This window comes from Stenotrophomonas sp. STEN029, from assembly GCF_056760015.1.
Genome location: NZ_JBRREC010000003.1, coordinates 60,623 through 77,566, shown reverse-complemented (window position 1 = coordinate 77,566; position 16,944 = coordinate 60,623). Strand labels below are relative to the sequence as shown.

The 16,944-nt window shown below is 56.8% G+C and carries 13 protein-coding genes and 1 pseudogene; 13 read left to right on the top strand and 1 reads right to left on the bottom strand.

Annotated features, from left to right (window positions below; all coding sequences use genetic code 11):
* Nucleotides 1-10: 10 nt before the first annotated feature.
* The 10 genes and pseudogenes from pglX to ACVOLI_RS01290 all read left to right on the top strand — a co-directional run bounded on the left by pglX (nucleotide 11) and on the right by ACVOLI_RS01290 (nucleotide 13,597).
* Nucleotides 11-4,066, top strand: a complete 4,056-nt coding sequence (pglX, locus tag ACVOLI_RS01335) for a BREX-1 system adenine-specific DNA-methyltransferase PglX (protein ID WP_481533219.1) — start codon at nucleotides 11-13, stop codon at nucleotides 4,064-4,066.
* Nucleotides 4,063-6,591: a PglZ domain-containing protein gene (locus ACVOLI_RS01330; RefSeq protein WP_481533218.1), complete on the top strand. Its 2,529-nt coding sequence runs from the start codon at nucleotides 4,063-4,065 to the stop codon at nucleotides 6,589-6,591. The genes pglX and ACVOLI_RS01330 overlap by 4 nt, the downstream gene beginning before the upstream one ends.
* Nucleotides 6,592-6,596: 5 nt before the next feature.
* On the top strand, nucleotides 6,597-8,699 hold the full coding sequence (gene brxL, locus ACVOLI_RS01325) for a BREX system Lon protease-like protein BrxL (RefSeq protein ID WP_481533217.1): 2,103 nt from the start codon (nucleotides 6,597-6,599) through the stop codon (nucleotides 8,697-8,699).
* 372 nt (nucleotides 8,700-9,071) lie between these two features.
* Nucleotides 9,072-9,341, top strand: a pseudogene (locus tag ACVOLI_RS01320) (DUF1153 domain-containing protein).
* Between the two features lie 477 nt (nucleotides 9,342-9,818).
* The gene (locus ACVOLI_RS01315; protein WP_481533216.1) at nucleotides 9,819-10,157 is read left to right on the top strand and encodes a YkvA family protein; all 339 of its coding nucleotides are present in this window, start codon (nucleotides 9,819-9,821) and stop codon (nucleotides 10,155-10,157) included.
* A gap of 36 nt (nucleotides 10,158-10,193) precedes the next feature.
* On the top strand, nucleotides 10,194-10,481 hold the full coding sequence (locus ACVOLI_RS01310; protein WP_481533215.1) for a hypothetical protein: 288 nt from the start codon (nucleotides 10,194-10,196) through the stop codon (nucleotides 10,479-10,481).
* Between the two features lie 143 nt (nucleotides 10,482-10,624).
* Nucleotides 10,625-11,101: a hypothetical protein gene (locus ACVOLI_RS01305; protein ID WP_481533214.1), complete on the top strand. Its 477-nt coding sequence runs from the start codon at nucleotides 10,625-10,627 to the stop codon at nucleotides 11,099-11,101.
* 394 nt (nucleotides 11,102-11,495) lie between these two features.
* On the top strand, nucleotides 11,496-11,657 hold the full coding sequence (locus tag ACVOLI_RS01300; protein ID WP_481533213.1) for a hypothetical protein: 162 nt from the start codon (nucleotides 11,496-11,498) through the stop codon (nucleotides 11,655-11,657).
* 492 nt (nucleotides 11,658-12,149) lie between these two features.
* Nucleotides 12,150-13,106: a DUF932 domain-containing protein gene (locus tag ACVOLI_RS01295; protein WP_481533212.1), complete on the top strand. Its 957-nt coding sequence runs from the start codon at nucleotides 12,150-12,152 to the stop codon at nucleotides 13,104-13,106.
* The gene (locus tag ACVOLI_RS01290) at nucleotides 13,103-13,597 is read left to right on the top strand and encodes a JAB domain-containing protein (RefSeq protein ID WP_481533211.1); all 495 of its coding nucleotides are present in this window, start codon (nucleotides 13,103-13,105) and stop codon (nucleotides 13,595-13,597) included. The genes ACVOLI_RS01295 and ACVOLI_RS01290 overlap by 4 nt, the downstream gene beginning before the upstream one ends.
* A 273-nt stretch (nucleotides 13,598-13,870) precedes the next feature.
* On the opposite strand, the gene ACVOLI_RS01285 is transcribed toward ACVOLI_RS01290, so the two are convergent.
* Nucleotides 13,871-14,095 carry a helix-turn-helix domain-containing protein gene (locus ACVOLI_RS01285; RefSeq protein ID WP_481533210.1) on the bottom strand — a complete coding sequence of 75 codons (225 nt, stop codon included), beginning with the start codon at nucleotides 14,093-14,095 and terminating at the stop codon, nucleotides 13,871-13,873.
* A gap of 176 nt (nucleotides 14,096-14,271) precedes the next feature.
* On the opposite strand from ACVOLI_RS01285, the gene ACVOLI_RS01280 reads away from it, so the two are divergent.
* From ACVOLI_RS01280 to ACVOLI_RS01270, 3 genes are all read left to right on the top strand, one after another.
* Nucleotides 14,272-14,955 (top strand): J domain-containing protein, encoded by a 684-nt coding sequence (locus ACVOLI_RS01280; protein WP_481533209.1) that lies wholly within the window; start codon nucleotides 14,272-14,274, stop codon nucleotides 14,953-14,955.
* Between the two features lie 21 nt (nucleotides 14,956-14,976).
* On the top strand, nucleotides 14,977-15,924 hold the full coding sequence (locus ACVOLI_RS01275; protein ID WP_481533208.1) for a toxin-antitoxin system YwqK family antitoxin: 948 nt from the start codon (nucleotides 14,977-14,979) through the stop codon (nucleotides 15,922-15,924).
* A 129-nt stretch (nucleotides 15,925-16,053) separates the two neighbouring features.
* Nucleotides 16,054-16,671, top strand: coding sequence for a hypothetical protein (locus ACVOLI_RS01270; protein WP_481533207.1), 618 nt, complete (start codon nucleotides 16,054-16,056; stop codon nucleotides 16,669-16,671).
* Nucleotides 16,672-16,944: the final 273 nt, after the last annotated feature.

Genomic DNA, 16,944 nt, shown 5'->3' with positions numbered 1-16,944 from the left:
ATAGGCATACATGGCTTTCGACCAAACAACCAGAAACCGTCTGCAGCGCTTCGTTAACGAGGCGCGCCGTGTGCTGGAGGAGGAGTTCACCCGCCAGCTGCAAAACGACTACGGTATTGAACCGAACTCGGGTACCGTAGCGGAGCTGGCTAGCCTGCGTCATATCAACGACGCCCAGCGCGAGACCGCCCGCATCCTGCGCGACACCTTGGCGCACTACACCGCCAGTGGCGACATGAACGCCATGCAGGGTCTGGATCGCATCGTCCGTGAGCAGGCGTTCACTGTGCTAAACCGCCTGGCGGCGCTGCGCATGGCGGAGGCGCGTGGCCTTCTGGTCGAGTCAGTGGGCAACGGCTTCCAGGCCAAGGGCTTCCAGCTCTATGCGCGGCTGGCTGGCACAGGTCTGGGCGAAACTGGTGATGCCTACCGGGTGTATTTGTTCAGCGTGTTCGATGAGCTCGCCCAAGACCTGCCGGGCCTGTTCGACCGCTACTCACCACAGGGCCGCCTGTTCCCGCGCGAAGCCGCACTGCTGCAAGTGCTGAATCTGATCAACGATGCCGACATCGCCCCGCTGTGGAGCGAGGACGAAACCATCGGCTGGATCTACCAGTACTTCAATTCCAAGGAAGAGCGCAAGGCCATGCGCGATGCCAGCCAGGCGCCGCGCAACAGCCGCGAGCTGGCGGTACGCAACCAATTCTTCACGCCGCGCTATGTAGTTGAGTTCCTGGTGGACAACACCCTGGGGCGTCTTTGGTTCAACGCCACGGGCGGGGCAACGGGCCTGCGCGAGCGCTGCCAGTACCTGCTGGTGAAACCTGATGAGACGCCCCAAGCCGCCACCAAGCTGCGTGACCCGCGTACCCTGAAGCTGCTGGACCCGGCCTGCGGCTCCATGCATTTCGGTCTGTATGCATTCGACCTGTTCGCTGAGATTTACCGCGAGGCATGGGCCTGGGAGCAACAGCACGGCCCCGGCTCACTCGATGTTTCGACCCAGCCTCAGGCTGCTATAAAACCACTGAGCCAGACCTATGAGGACGAGGCGGCATTCCTGCGGGACGTACCGCGTCTGGTCATCGAACACAACATCTATGGCGTGGACATCGACCCGCGTGCTGCCCAGATCGCCTCGCTGGCGTTGTGGCTGCGGGCGCAGCGCGCTTGGCACGATGCGGGAGTGAAGGCCAAAGACCGTCCCTTGATTGGACGAGGTCATGTGGTTGCGGCCATTGCACCACCAGCAGAACGTGAGTTGCGCCAGCAGTTCGCGGCCAACCTCGATCAGCGCGATGCAGAGCTGTTCAAGAAGACCCTGCAACTGCTCAAGGGGCTGCCGGAATTGGGTGTGCTCCTCCAGGTCGAACGGGAGCTACCGAACTTGATTCGCCAGGTCTATGTCGGGAAAGGCACCGGCCTGTTTGCTGCGCAGGAGCAGGGGAGCTGGCAGCAAGCAGAGGCAAGGCTGCGTGAGGCACTCACCGAATTTGCCCAGGCCGCCAAATCGACCTACCAAGGACGTCTCTTTGCTCAGGATGCCCTGCAAGGACTGCGGCTTATCGATCTATGCCGAGAGATGTTCGATGTGGTGGTGATGAATCCTCCATTTGGTGAGGCGGCGGAACAAGTATTTAATTACCAGAAAGCAACATATCCAAATTCCCGTCAGGACATCTTTCAGTGCTTTGTGGAGCGCGCTCTACAGCTGTGCATGCCACGAGGGATGGTCGGTGTCCTAAGTGCAAGAACTGGATTCTTCATGGGTGACAGCGAGCCGTGGAGAACCGAGGTCCTATGGAGGAATGAGTTGCGGCTTTTTGCTGATCTCGGGCTGGGCGTACTTGATGATGCGCTGGTTGAGGCTGCTGCTTATGTTGTTCAGCAGGGCCAGGGAGGCGACAAGAAGATCGTGGCAAGCAGACATCTCGCCACTCGCGAGAAGGAGGCTAGCCTTCTAGCTTCCATCGAAGAAATTCGGGGGTTAACGGATCACGGGAAAGATGTCTTCGTTATTGACCAGGACGTAATCGAGAGAATTCCTGGAGGCGTCTTTGGGTATTGGGCTCCTGTGAAGTTTCTAGAGCGGTTTTGCGAAGCGGAGTCTTTTCAAACACATATGACGGCAGTCAGGCAGGGGCTCGCAACAGCAGACGATTTCAGATTCGTGCGGCTGGCTTGGGAGGTAAGCTACGACTCTATCGGAGAAGGGTATCGCTGGCGTCGCTTCTCCAAAGGTGGGGAATATTCACCGCCATATGATGATATTCACCTTCTGGTTGATTGGGGTGTGGACGGAGAGCAACTCAAGGCGTCTGTCTGCACGAAATACCCGTACCTTAACGGCAACTGGTCATTCGTCGTTAAAAACAGTGACCTCTATTTTAAGGCTGGTGCGACATATACCGTCAGGACCGCGAGTGCTTTTGCAGCTAAGGTTCTGCCTGAAGGTTGCATATTTAGTCATAACGCACAAAGTTGGTTCTTGGAGGATAGGTCGCTTCTCTTAAAATCCATCGCATATTTTATTTGTAGAGCACCACAGGCTTACTTGGAGTTGGCCGTAGGTGGTGGCGATGTCGCTACTTCGGGAAGCGCGGCCCGTCGATACACTACGAAAGTAGTCAATTCAATTCCGGCGTCCACCATTGAGCGCATTGATTATCCAGAATTCAGAGAAGATTGCCGCTCTTTATTTCGAGTCGTTGCGCATGCGCAGTCTTTTGACGAGACAACGTGTTTCTTCTCAGGTTTTCCGCTGGGGGAGTGCCAAGGCCTTGAAGAACTATCAGTTCAGTTGAGTACCGAAAGGCAACGCAACATCACAAAGGCGCTTAGATCAAGCTATCGCATCGACACTGTAGTGACGAAAGCGATGGGGCTCACCCAGTCGGAAATCGATTACGTGAATGCTGAGATTGGTTTACACCCGTGTCAATACAATGAAGATGTTTCAACAGAAGAAATCAATGATCTTCTTTCGCTTTCAATTGATGCGCTCATTCGAAAAGGTGTGGAGCAGGATGGAGCTTCCAGGTGGATAACCAAGAAGAGCTACTTTGTAGATCGCCAAACCGAGATCATCTGCCATATTCTGCGTTGTCCGCCTGAGAACGTGCTACATGCGGTTTCGTCGCGCGAAGGAGATAAGAAAGAAGCGGCGGAGAGGCTCGTCTCCTTTGCGGTAGGCGTTGCATTTGGACGTTGGTTCACAGGTGATGTGAATAAGGCCGCAATCGATAACTTCATCGATAACCCGTTTGACGAGCTACCTAAAACGCCGCCGGTTGCTCACTTAGAACCTTCGGAAATTGGAATCCTCGTAGATGACAACGGACATGAGAGATCTATCGTAGGTGCTGTTGAGCATGCGCTTCGCGCCATCTGGCCAAATAACGCGAAAGACGTAGAGAGTCAGATTGTCTCGGCGTTGGGTAGTGATTTGGGTCGGTATTTCCAGAAGGATTTCTTTAAATATCACATCTCTCAATACGGAAAGAGTCGCCGCACCGCCCCGATCTATTGGCCACTCGGCACTCCATCGGGCAGCTATACGCTATGGATCTACTATCACAAGCTATCGAGCCAGACGATCTATACCGCTGTTAATGACTTCGTTGAGCCAAAACTAGTCCAGGTCAGCAAGGATGTGGATCTCCTCCGAAAGAAGGGGGCGGGTCGGTCACGCGACGACGAAAGAAACTATGAAAGTTTGCAATCGCTAGAGTTGGAGTTGATCGAACTTCGTAATTCTCTGCTCGAGATCGCCCCTACCTACAAGCCGAGCCATGATGACGGCGTACAAATTTCCGCCGCTCCTTTGTGGTCGCTTGTGCAACACAAACCTTGGCAAAAAGCGATCAAGGAGACATGGGCCAAACTGAAGAAGGGGGACTACGACTGGGCGCACTTGGCCATGAACTACTGGCCAGATCGCGTTCGCGAGAAGTGCAAGACCGACAAGTCTCTAGCTATCGCGCATGGGCTGAAGGATTTGTACGTCGTGCCCGAGGCCAAACCGAAGAAGGCGCGCGGCAAGAAGAAGGCCGGGGGTGATGAATGAGTATTGCTGAGTTTATCCGCGAGAGCGTTCTGCGGCCTCGCTTGAAGCAGGCTGGCGCCTTGGTGGTCTACGACGCCGACAAGCGCTACCGCGAACAGTGTTTCGACTTGGCGGCCGACAAGCTACGAGTGGTGGATGCGTCTGAAAGCAGCATTGAAAGCCGTGAGGCGGCACTGCAGGCGCTGCGCGAGGTGGGGCAGCCAAAGGCGCCACTGGAAGGTGTTTTGATCTATGTGCCTGCGAAGCGCCCTGAAACCGATGAGCAGAAGCAGGCTGACCCATTCGCCCTGTACGCAGAATGCGGCGCGGTGTTCCCGTACGATGATGGCGACGAGTACCTGAGTCTGTGCCTGCGCGCCAGGCCGGATCACGCGACCGAGATCCGGCAGGTGTTTGCCACATCTCCCTCTGGGCCGACGTTTGCAGTGATCGATGCCATCGGCGGCGGTGTGAGCTGGCCTCAGCTGAGAGCCACATTGCGGGTGGAGTCTGGCCGCGAGATTCTGGCCGCACTGCTGGCCCCGAGTACCAGCCAATCCGAAGCGCTCAAGGGGCAGGAAGGCTGGGTGCAAGAAGCGCGCGATTTTCTCCGCGCCACCTTGGGCCTGAGCGTGAAGACGCGCGGCAAGACCTGGTCTGCCCTGGCGGATGAGCTGTGGCGCTATGTGCTGTTCAGCGAGTTCGTGTTCGATTTGCCGGCGGCATTGCCGAACACCCTAAAGGGCGTGCCGCACGCACCGATGGAAGCCAGGCCCATCGTCGAGGATGTGTGCGACCGGCTGCGCAGCGACCCAAAATCACGCGCGGTGTACATCGAGCGGGCGGAAGCTATCGAGGAAGAGCTCAACCTGACCGAACTGTGCGGGGCAATTGAGGACCTGGGCGAGCGCGACACTTTCCCCTTCGAAGAGCGAACCTTCCTTCGCGCCGCGATCAAGGGCATTGTCAGTGGCGACACCGATGCCACGCGCCGTGTGCTGACTCGCCACAAAAGCTCGGTATGGCTAGGCAAAGGCGAAAGCCAGGCTCAGTGGGAGTTGGTGCGGTCTGGTTTGAGCCTGGTCGAGGCTTGCGATGATTTCGAACGCCAGTTGCCGGATCACGCCCGCTCACAAGCGGAGCTGATCGACTTCTACCTGGGCAGTCTGCGTGAAGCAGATCGCTTGCAGCGCGAGTTTGAGCAAGCGGCGGGTGACTTCCTCGACCCGCATGGCGTGATGCATGAAGTGATCAGTCAGGCCCGCGCCCGCTATAGGCGTTTGGCGGAAAAGGTTCAAGGCGTGTTTGTGAAACACGTCGAAACCGCCGGTTGGCCACCCACTGGACGCTTGGCCAATGCCGATGCTTTTGATCGTCTCGTGGCGGATCGCCTCAAGGAAAGCGGCCGCAAGGTGGCCTACCTGATGGTGGACGCCCTGCGCTATGAGTTGGGCGTGGCCCTCGAAAAGCTGCTGGCGGAAGATGGTCCCGTCGAGCTGCAAGCGGCCTATGCGCAGCTGCCGACCATCACCCTGGTGGGGATGGCGAGCTTGCTGCCGGGTGCTCGCACGGGGCTGACCCTATCGCTGGAGAACGATTCCCTGGTGCCGAAGCTGGCAGGGGCGCCGGTGAGTAATGTCCCGCAACGCATGGGTGTGCTGGCCAAGCGGTATGGCGATCGCTTCGCGGAAATGCCGCTCAACGATTTTGTTCGCGGCAAACCCAAGATCGCAGAGACAGTCGATCTGCTGGTGCTGCGCTCCACGGAGATCGACAGCCAATTGGAAAGCAACCCCGAGACGACTCTCGGGTTGATTCCGGGCACGCTCAAGCTGATCCGCGTGGCGCTACACAAGCTGCGCGGTATGGGCTTCAAGGAAGCGGTGATCGTCACTGATCATGGTTTCTTCCTGAACGCACAGGCGGAAGCTGGCGATGTGTGCGTCAAACCGCAGGGGAAGTGGCCCGTAAATGCCCATGATCGCATGATGCTGGGCGACGGCACCGCCGATGGTCACAGCCTGGTCGTCAGTGCAGAGAAGGTCGGCATTCGCGGTGATTTCACCCAAGTGGCGTTACCGCGCAGCATGGCCCCCTATCGCTCAGGGCACCTGTATTTCCACGGCGGGGCATCCCTGGCCGAGGCCGTTGTGCCGGTGCTGGTGGCACGCTTGGATACCGCCGCCCATGCGGAATTGCGCAAGGTGGTGGTGGAGCTGGGCTACAAGAACGGCGCCAAACGAATCACTACGCGATTGCCGGTCATCGAAGTGATACTGGTGGCCGACGACATGTTCTCGCAAGACATGAGCGTGGAGATATTGCTGGAAGCGCAGGACAGCAAGGGCAACGTAGTGGGAGAGCCGCGTCCAGGCGGGGATGTGAACCCTGCGACCAGAACCGTGACCCTGATGCCAGGCCAGCGCAAGCAGATTGCGCTGCGGATGGATGATGAGTTCAGAGGCAAGTTCTCGGTCAAAGCGCTTAACCCGACGACTCTAGCTGCCTACAGCAATCTGGCGCTTGAAACCGACTATACGGAATGATCCCTATGGACGAACTCGACCAAAAAATGAACGCCATATTCGACGGCAAGGTACTTCGTAAGGACCTGCTGCATCGAATCAAGAAAGGCACCAACGTCCCGACGTTCGTCCTGGAGTTCCTGCTCGCTAAGTATTGCGCCAGCAATGACCAGGCAGAAATGGATGCTGGCATGGACGCTGTGCTGTCGTCGCTGCAGGAGAACTACGTTCGGCCAGACGAGGCCAATGCCGCGCAGTCCAAGGTCGCTACCAAGGGCAAGCACCGGTTCATCGACAAGGTACACGTTCGCTATGTCGAGAAAGAGAAGCGCCACTGGGCATCGCTAGAAAACTTCAACTCGCAACGCATCGCGATTGGCGAGAAGTTCTATCGTGACAACGACAGGTTGCTGGAAGGCGGCATTTGGGCCGAAGTTACTCTGGCGCACAACGATATCGATGAGGACGACTACGCGTTCTCCATCGAGGACTTGCGTCCGATCCAACTGACCCGCTTCGACTTCGACCGCTATGCAGAAGGCCGAGCAGCTTTCACTCGCGATGAGTGGATCGCAGCGGTGCTGCGTTCCGTCGGTTTGGAACCCAGCAAGCTCTCGAAACGCGTTCAGATGCATTTCATCGCCAGGCTTGCCGCGCTGGTGGAGCCCAATTACAACTACATTGAGTTGGGTCCGCGGGGTACTGGCAAGTCCTATTTCTTCAGCGAGTTCTCGCCCTACGCCACGCTGATCTCGGGCGGCCAGGCGACCAAGGCAACGATGTTCTACAACAACGCGCGCCGCAAGGTGGGTTTGGTCGGATTTTGGGATACGGTGGCCTTTGACGAGGTCGGTGGGATCAAGGTGCGCGATCCAGACACCATCCAGATCATGAAGGACTTCATGGCCAACGGGCGCTTTTCGCGCGGGGCTGAGGTTATTGCTGACGCGAGCTTGAGCTTCGTTGGCAACATCGACGTGTCGGTGCAGCAGGTGGTGAACTCCAACGAGCACGATCTTTTCCAGCCGTTGCCGCCAGAGCTCGACCTGGCCGTGATGGACCGTTTCGCTGCCTACATCCCGGGCTGGGAAATGCCGAAGAACAGCAGCGAGTTCCTTACCAACAACTACGGGTTCATTACCGACTACCTGGCCGAGGCATTCCATTACCAGTTCAAGCATACCAATCGGTATGAAGAAGTCAGCAAGCGCATCCGGCTCGGTAAGTCGATCGAGGGGCGCGACGAGAAAGGCATCAAGAAGACCGTTTGCGCCTTCTTGAAGATCCTGCATCCGCACGGACCGCCGACAGACGACGAGTTCGAAGAGTACGTGGCCTACGCGACCGAATGCCGCCGCCGCGTCAAAGAGCAGATGAACAAGCGCAAGCCGGATGACGAGTTTGCACGTATCAATCTGTCTTACTTCAAGGCCAGCGGTGAGGAAGTGGTGGTTTTTTGTCCGGAGTCGAAGAATGCGGCGGCAACACAGCAGCCGGCTCGTCGTCGCTTGAGCCAGGTGAGTGAGCAGCCCAGTGAGGCAGTCGAAGTGCAGCCCGCCGTTCAGCCTGTGCCAGCCTCTACGGTAGAACCTTCAGTGACCTTGTCGCCGCTTGCGCCGACACCAGTGGTGGTTGAGTCACCAACAGTGGAGCTCAAGGAACAACATTTCAGCATCCTATATGGTGACACCGGTTACAGCTACGAGTCGATCCTCGGCCCCTACTTACGGGGCGCGAAGGCCGTCATCATTGAAGACCCGTATATCCGGCTGCAACATCAGATTCAGAACTTCGTGCGTTTCTGCGAGACGGTGCTGAAGGCCGGCACTGTCAAGAAGATCAGCCTGATCACCGGTTATGACGACAAGACCCAGCTGGCCGACATCGCCGAAAAGCTGGATGAGTTGAAGCAGAGCCTGCTGGAATTGGATGTCGAGCTGGAAGTGAAACTCAACCCAAACATCCATGACCGCGAGATCCGCTTGGACAACGGTTGGGTCATCAAGATTGGTCGCGGGCTGGATTTCTACCAGAAGCCTGGAGGGTGGTTCGAGGTTGGGGCAAACGATCTGAGCCTGCGCAAGTGTCTTGAAACCAAGGTTGATATATTTCGATGTGATCTGAAGTAATTTATATTTCGGTTTTAATTTGATTTATTTGGCTGTAAACCGTCTTGCAATGCTTTAGGTGTCTAGGGTGATTTGGTTGTAAGTAATTTCAGGTGCATATCACCCTTGTGAAGTCAGTGGGTTCTGACTTTGCGTGTAAATGTTCCGCCATGATGCATCTTCTTGGGATATGGTTGGATAAAAGAAAGATCCGATTGTATGTACTGTGTTTTGGTTGTCGCAGCTTCCATCATCGCTGCGGTTGCTCGGTGTGCTCTGTCTTCGGGCAGTGAAGACATCAAGCCCCATAATTGATAATGCATCGGTATACGCACAAGACCCGGCATCGTCCAGGCCTTGTGCGTTTGTGCCGTAAGAAGTGAGGAAAGTGCGATGAATTGTAATGACCAACTGATCCTTGAGATCACCCAAGGCAGGACGACGGTGGGCGTTGCCAGCCGCCAGTTCGACCTGCCCCCGGCCGAGATCGAGAGCTGGTGGAGGATGGCAAGCGCGGCATGGAGAACGCACTGCGGGCCAAACCACGTGCGCGAGCAGTACGAGCGTCAGCTCAAGGATCTGCAGGAGGCCTATGGCGAGGCGATGCTGGAGATCCGTGCCCGGAAAAAGCTGGCGTCCCTGCTGGGAAAGGACGAGAGCTGATGCGCTCGATCCAGCGGCGCTTGAAAGACGAAGGTGTTGCCGTTCCAATGACCAAGCTGTGTCGGTGGTTTGAGGTGGCCCACCGCACGACATACTATAGCCCGCCCGAGCGCCGGCGAAGGTCAACCCCGAACCGGCTGCACCGATCAAGGAAATGATCAAGGCCGAGCCGTCGTTTGGCTACCGCACCGTGGCCGCGTTGTTGGGCATGAACGAGAACACGGTACGGCCTTTCAGCGCGCGATACGCGAAATTGAGAAAGCCAACTCCCAGTCGCAGCCCGTGCGATTGACGCCTGCCAAGCTGCAGGCCATTAGCACATCGACCAAGAAACAGGCGTGGCATCCCGACAAATTCACATGGGCAAAGGGGGTGGCGGCGATAATCGCTGATCGGTTAGGATTCGTTTTGGGGCTCGACCGTTAGTTTTGACTCTCGTCGACGCTATTTATTTCTTAACAGGGGGGGGGCGTTTCAATGTCTTCAGATTCTTACGGGTCATCTTATTCTGACGCGAGTTTTTGGGATAAAGCGAAGAACCACGCGAAGAGTGCAGGGAAGTCGGCGATGACCCCTGCTTTGAAGATGTACTACGCTGCTCAAGATGCGGACACTCCCGCTTGGGCCAAGGCCGCCATCTATTCTGCGCTGGGGTATTTCATTCTTCCATTGGATGTAATACCGGATATTGCGCCAGTCGTTGGGTATAGCGACGACGTCGGTGTTCTGGCTGCCGCACTCACTGCCACTGCGGCGAATATCAAAGATGTGCATGTGACTAAGGCCAAGGAAACACTGGCTAGGTGGTTCTCATAGCTGTATCTAGGTCGCTGGGTCTCACGCAGATGGGTGGTGGCGGCGGCGATTTCTCGCTTGGTTTATTGGGAGGCTGTTTTGAGTAAGTATTGCTCTGGGCGAAAGTTTCAGGCAGGCGGCGCTCTTCTGGGTCTGCTGCTGCTCGTTGTTGGGGTTTGTGCAGGAATTCTCACGCTTAAGCTGGTCATTGAGCTATTTCCAGCAAAGTTCTTTGGCTTTAAGGCTATTGTTGGGCCAATGCTGGCATTGGTGTCGCTATTGATTGGCGGGCCAATCACGCTTGGGCTACTGTCTACTGGGATTGAGCAGTTGCGCGGCCGGTAGTTCTTGCGGAACGCGTAATTGGGAGCGGGGCGTTGGGAGGCCTCTAACTCCCCCTGCAATGTAGGAGTTTTCTTTGTGATTAAGTTGCCTAGTTGGATCATCGGATCAGGCTAGTGCTTAGTAGGTCATCTGCCGGGGGTATCGTGAACAAGTTCGTGTTTGCATTGGTTGCATCACTCTTTGCGTCGCAGGCTCATGCCTTGGATGAACGTGTTGCGACGAAGATTGTGCGCAGTTACAGCGAGGCTACCGCCTGCCAACTCGACGAGGCAAAGTACAAGGCCTTCGAGATTCAGGAAGGAGACCTTGAGTCCAATGGCTTGGGTGCTATGTACCTCGTGCATTGGCAGGGTGATGTCGGTTGTTCGGGAGGTAACGCAACAATAAGCGACAATTTTACAGTCGTTGAACATCGCGGATTCAGTTCCGCTGATCCTATCGTCGTCACTGACTACGAGTTCCCAGAGTTGCGCCTTGCCCACGTTACGGATGTTTCGGCAGAGAACGGGTTGGTTCGCATCGCGGGGCTTCAGTATGGTCCAAACGACGAGCAGCACCGCCCAAGCCAGCGGGTCGTCTACCGAATCAAGTTTGACGGGGCAGCTTTTGTGATGGATTGATCGCCGGAAATTGGCCGGCAATTCCTCCAACTGCCGGAAACCCGGCAGCTGGAACAGTCCAGTGCCGACAACTGGATGCGCCGCGTCCGGCTTCGAGCTGCCGCAAGCGGGCTTCGCCTTCTGGCTAGGGGGTGCCTGGTCAATGCCGCGCATTTCGAGGAAGAGGACGAGCAGGGGAGGGCTACGATTTCATTGGGTAACCAACCCGGAATTTTCGGGTCACTCTATTAGGGGCAATCCGCGCGATTGCAGGCCATATCACCTCCCCGCAGGTTCTCGTCCCAAAGGGAGAAAAACCATAGCTTTGCCAAATACGGGGAAATCTGCATTTCAGCACCAGCATCCGGCCTGCCCATTTGCCGGGCCTATCTTGGGCCAGTTCATAGACAACTGCATGAGCAGCGGCGCACCGAAGTTCAACTGCAAATGCGCCATCGACAAGCTGCAGGACCATTACGGGCGGCAGGGCCTGGTGGCCATCAACAGACAGGGCTGCCCACCGTCCGACTTCGCCGAGCAGTTGTTCGTTGCTGCTGGGCAATGTCGGAACCCCTGATAGCGCCCGCCCGTGGGCTCAGACCAGCACGGAACGCTGTTAGACGTAAATAGGGTCGTGTGATCTGTCGCGAATGCGTGTTTGAGACCGCGTCTCGCTCGAATAGCGCTAGTTCGACGAGGCATATCGGGCAGTGTCTGTATTGGGTCGGCATGTATCTGCCTAGATGTTGAGCTGCATCGACGTGCCGTCTTCGATTGGAAATTACTTCAGACCCTTAGTACTACGTTGAAGCGGGATCCTCCTGCTTTGCGTGTGCGCCGCGCATCGGCGTATCGCTTCGAGTACTAGGTATGAAAGATAAATCCGAGTTCCTCTACTGCGTCTTCATCGTGGCTGCGGCCATCTTGTCGGCCGTAGCCCGTTGTTCGTTCACACGCCCCGACCAGTTCGGCCGGGATTCCTACGACTAAACCAACAGCTCAGGTAGACCTACAAGGCCCGGCATTGTCCGGGCCTTGTGCGTTATGCCGTCAATGAAAGGAGATCAAGATGCATCACGTTGAAACCATGGCTTATGCCGGCCAAGTTCCATGGCATGGCATCGGAAGCCAGTTGGCCCCAAATCAGCCCATCGAAGTATGGCGCGAACGTGCCGGTATGAACTGGTCCTTGGAGGAAGCTGAGGTGCGATTCGCCGCCGATGCTGAAGATCAGTATCCGGTGCGGGCATTCCCTGGGCAGAAGGTGCTCTATCGCTCTGATACCAAACGTCCGCTAGCCGTCGTTTCCAAGCGCTATCAGGTAGTTCAGCCTCGTGAGATCCTCGAGTTCTATCGGGATCTGACACGCCATAGCGGCTTTGAGTTGGAGACTGCCGGGGTCCTTCGGGGCGGGCGGAAGTTCTGGGCGCTAGCCCGGACGGGTCAGGGCGTCGCCTTGAAGGGTCAAGACCAGGTGAATGGCTATCTTCTTCTGGCTACGGCCTGTGACGGAACGCTGGCTACCACTGCCCAGTTCACCTCAGTCCGTGTGGTTTGCAACAACACCCTGCAGGTGGCTGTTGGGGATCGAACTGGAGCCATCAAGGTCCCGCACCGCAGTGCCTTCGATGCTGACAGGGTCAAGAGCCAGTTGGGTATTGCAGTCGAGGGCTGGCATGGCTTTGTGGAGCGGATGCGGATCCTCTGCGAGACACCTGTAAACCCTGATTCGGTCGATGGGGCGCTGCGCAACTTGCTCACTTATCCGGCTGCTCAGAATGGAAAAGCGGTCGTGAACGAGCAGGCTGTAGCCAAGGTGCGGGCGCTGTACGACGGGCAGGGGAGGGGAGCGAACCTGAAGACCAGCAGGGGCACGGCCTTTGGCCTGCTTAACAGCATCACCGAGTTCGTGGACCACCATCGGCGGGCGCAGAGCACGGAGAACCGCTTGGATGCTGCCTGGTTCGGCCAGGGGGCATTGCTAAAGCAGAAGGCTTGGAAGGAACTGTTAGGGGAAGCCGCATGAACTCTTCTTCGCAGAGGCAACGCCTGGAAGAGCTGCCTGGAAGTTTGAACGAGCGTGACAGCTCTGTCCTCGCTCAGGCATTGGAAATCCTAGAGAGCAGAGCAATGGTCAGTGGCCTTCTATTGGGAGATTCCGATGTTGCCGGCAGGTTCTTCCGTCTCCGTCTCGGCAGTGAAATCCGGGAGCACTTCGAGGTGGCGTTTCTTGACAACCGAAACCGCCTAATCGCCGTGGAGCGGCTGTTTTCTGGCTCCATAGATGGTGCTGAGATCCATCCGCGGATTGTTGTCCAACGTGCCTTGGCCCTGAACGCGGCAGCGGTCCTACTGGCTCACAACCATCCCAGCGGGCACTGCGAACCGTCAGAGGCCGACAAGGCCATCACCAAGCGGTTGAAGGAAGTGTTGGCGATGGTGGACGTGAGGGTCGTCGATCACCTTGTTGTGTCGGCAAGCCAAGGTACTTCGATGGCTCAGCTCGGGCAGATCTGAAGGCCCGGATACTTAGGGGAACAGCATGAAGGAAGCGGAGACATCCTGGTCATCGACCAGGGCGGCAATAGCTCGTGCCAAAGCGGCTGACCTGGACCGGCGGGCTCGGGAGATGGAACGTACTGCTGATGGAAATTGGCGGCAGAGGGCGAGGATTAGGGAGGCTGCTAGCAGGCTTCGCATGAGAGCAGGGGTCTGCTTAGTCGAGGCGCTAAAGATTGAGGAGGCGGCCGACCTCTAGGGGGGCGTTCCGTCACCTTCAGATATCTACGCTCACTCGAGGAGAGATCCTGGAGGGACATCAAGAGCTATTGCGATCCGCTCGATGTTGTAAATCGTGACGTTCTTTTCGCCGCGTTCGATCATGCCCACGTATGTCCGATGGACGCCGGCCGCCTCGGCCAACTCTTCTTGAGAGAGTCCACGTTCTCTTCTCAATCGTCGGACATTTCCGGCGAAAACGGCGACCAATCGAGTTTCGTGGGATGCACGAGCCATCGACAGATGGTCTCGATTTGAATACCACTATTCGACATACTACGATTAGCATTATGGGTGTCTAGGTAGGGCAAAGGTCGAGCGCGGAGCTAGGTCCCTAGGGGCAGCGGAACTCACCCGCGAGCCATCGGGTTCTGGCAAGAATCGCTCGGCTACCGCTACTGCAGGGAAAAGGGATGTTCGAAGAAGACCACTACGAAGTCCTCGGGGTACGCTCCGAGGCTCCGCTCTGGGAAATAGAGCTGGCCTACAAGGGCCGACGGAGCCAATACCACCCGGACCGATACGCAGTCGGGGACAAGGCTGCCGTCTTATGGGCCACGGCGAAGATGCAGGCCATCAACAAGGCCTATGCCGTCCTCAAAGACCCGGACCAACGGGAGCGATTTGACAGCTCCCGAGCCACCGCCAGACCCAGCCCCGAGTCAGAGGCTCCACGAACCAAGGCTCCAGAGCCTCCCCCTCTCCGCTCACTGAAGCAGGTACTGGAGGGACTGGAGTTCTGCAACGAACCCTTTGAACGCGTGTTCGTGGCCCCGAACATCCCAAGGAAAAAGCTCCAGGGCGCCTTGCACAGCTACGGGGAGAGGCTGCGGCCGCAGGACGTTGTCGTGCTCATCGACGACACCAACTTCGGCGGGGCTAGGAAAGGGGTGCTGATCACCGAAACCCAGATTCGGTGCAAGGCCAAGTTCGAGCCGGCAGAGATCCGGTTACTGGGCTGCCTAACGGAGATCACCGCCCACGGTGCCCACATCCGGATCCATGGCGAGCCCTTCATCACCTTGAGTGTTCCCAACGCCGATGACCTGCGACGACTGTTCGAGATCGTCAGTGAGCATTTGAAACAAAAAACCTAACTTCAACCAACGAGGAAATACATGAAAGGAGCGAAATACGTGTCGGCGGTGGCAGTTGCCCTTCTCCTGGTCGGCTGCAGCAAGCCGGTTCTGGACTGGCGTAATGCAGAGGTCAATAACGGGTTGGTCTACGCGACCGGCGAGAACGAGCCATTCACGGGCAACGTCACGAACATCCCTCGTGAGCAATTGCGTAAGCCGATCGCTGCAATCGAGAACTTGGCGAACTCCATGCCCCATCCGACACCAACGCAGGGATACAACGCACATTGGCGACCGCTGGCTGGCTTGAAGGTCCACTGTCAGGTGGAGTTCGACAAGGGAAAACTTGTCGGTGATATGAGTTGTACTTATGACGAAAATGGGGAGCGCGCATTGGAAACTCGCGTCGTCAATGGGAGTCTCGATGGAAAGCTTGAGCTCTACAGCGTCTCAGGATATCCCTACATGGAGGTTCCGATTACGAAGGGGAAGATCGACGGCACTGCACGCGGGTGGTTCGATGGCAGCCAGCAGAAGACGATGTTTGAGATTGGCTACAAGAACGGCAAGCTGGAAGGGCCTTCAAAGGTTTTCTATGAGGATGGCAGCCCTGCGGTGGTGAGCACCTTTTCGGAAGGGCAACAAGAGGGGGAGCAGTTGGCGTATTACCCCAATGGCAAGATATCAGCGAGGGTAGTGGGCAGTGGTGGCGTGATCAGCGAAGAGAAGTACTTCACCGAGGAAGGTGAGCAGTACCTCAACTACACGCAGTTTGAGGCGATGTATGCAAAGTACGATAGGACGGATGAGCCGATTACAGCTGAAGAGGATGCGCTGTTCGCAGCAGCCTTGAAGAAGTATGGAGTGGCCCGGCCTGTGCGCCCAGCAGAAGCTGCGGCTTTCGCAGCTGCGCGTGCAGCAGCTCAGGAAGCCGAACATCGGCAATGGCTGGAGCAGCGCCAGCAACAACTGCAAGGTGTCCACTGACTGGTGAGATTCTGAGCCGATGCAGTGGATCTTGCCGATAGCGCGGAAATGAAGAAAAGAGCGGGCATGCGCAGGCATGCCCGCTCAAAGCATGCGCTTGATTTTTTTCCTATTGAGGAAGGAAACGGAATGAAACGAATGGCAATGATGTGCACGGGGATCCTATTGCTTCTTGCGATAGGAGCATGCAAGAAGGAAGCGTCACTGACCCAGGAGGGCGACATCAACTTGGCTGGATGCGAAGTTCCGGCAGGTCTGACCCCCACACAGGCAGAGGCACATGAGTGCGCCCCCGATGCAATGGAGCCCTTTTTCACAGCGGCGCCGGTAGTAGCCGTCCCGGATAGCGCTGTGATCAACGAAGCGCTTGCTGGTCAGGCGCTGTTGTTCGGTGATGCTCATGAAAACCAGGAGGCGCGACGTATTGCAGAGGGAGATTTGAACGGAGATGGTGTTAGCGAAAAGGCGGTGTTGTTCATGCTCGAGGCGAATGATGGAAGCATGGCCTACTCCACCTACCTGGCTGCCTTCGTCAGAGAGGGGGGCGGTCTCCGTCTTGTGGACTCCCGCAGAATAGCTGGCTATGGCGAAGTGGCTCAGACACTCTTAGTGCAGGATGGAATGCTCATGGTGTCAATCCTGGTGCAAGGGCCAGATGATGCTACGTGCTGTCCCTCCATGGAGAAGAAGGTCAGTTATCTGCTTCACAACGGGAAGTGGATTGAGGTAGCTGGTAAACAGGAATGAGGAAAGCACGTAAGTGATTCAGTCAGCCGGCGAAAGCTGGATTGGACTATCTCGCATTGGGCATTGGAGGCCACGTGATCAGCGTCATGAAGTAGTTCTTTCGCCAGTTCACCATCGCCTCGCTTGGGAACCTAGGATTTTGCTTCTTCTTTCAAAGAAGTCGAGGTTGGCCTTGCCGGCAAAGCATCAGCTTCGACAGCGCTGGTATCGCGCATAGGCATGCGGAACGCGCTTTGGTCAGTCTGGCCGGCGAATGGCTCGCGTCAACACTGG

Bases quoted from the DNA above. Each gene is read 5' to 3' on its own strand.
- ACVOLI_RS01285 (WP_481533210.1), bottom strand. From the start codon at position 14,095: ATGGCTCGTGCATCCCACGAAACTCGATTGGTCGCCGTTTTCGCCGGA.
- brxL (WP_481533217.1), top strand. From the start codon at position 6,597: ATGGACGAACTCGACCAAAAAATGAACGCCATATTCGACGGCAAGGTA.
- ACVOLI_RS01280 (WP_481533209.1), top strand. From the start codon at position 14,272: ATGTTCGAAGAAGACCACTACGAAGTCCTCGGGGTACGCTCCGAGGCT.
- pglX (WP_481533219.1), top strand. From the start codon at position 11: ATGGCTTTCGACCAAACAACCAGAAACCGTCTGCAGCGCTTCGTTAAC.
- ACVOLI_RS01275 (WP_481533208.1), top strand. From the start codon at position 14,977: ATGAAAGGAGCGAAATACGTGTCGGCGGTGGCAGTTGCCCTTCTCCTG.
- ACVOLI_RS01315 (WP_481533216.1), top strand. From the start codon at position 9,819: ATGTCTTCAGATTCTTACGGGTCATCTTATTCTGACGCGAGTTTTTGG.
- ACVOLI_RS01330 (WP_481533218.1), top strand. From the start codon at position 4,063: ATGAGTATTGCTGAGTTTATCCGCGAGAGCGTTCTGCGGCCTCGCTTG.
- ACVOLI_RS01270 (WP_481533207.1), top strand. From the start codon at position 16,054: ATGAAACGAATGGCAATGATGTGCACGGGGATCCTATTGCTTCTTGCG.
- ACVOLI_RS01300 (WP_481533213.1), top strand. From the start codon at position 11,496: ATGAGCAGCGGCGCACCGAAGTTCAACTGCAAATGCGCCATCGACAAG.
- ACVOLI_RS01290 (WP_481533211.1), top strand. From the start codon at position 13,103: ATGAACTCTTCTTCGCAGAGGCAACGCCTGGAAGAGCTGCCTGGAAGT.
- ACVOLI_RS01295 (WP_481533212.1), top strand. From the start codon at position 12,150: ATGCATCACGTTGAAACCATGGCTTATGCCGGCCAAGTTCCATGGCAT.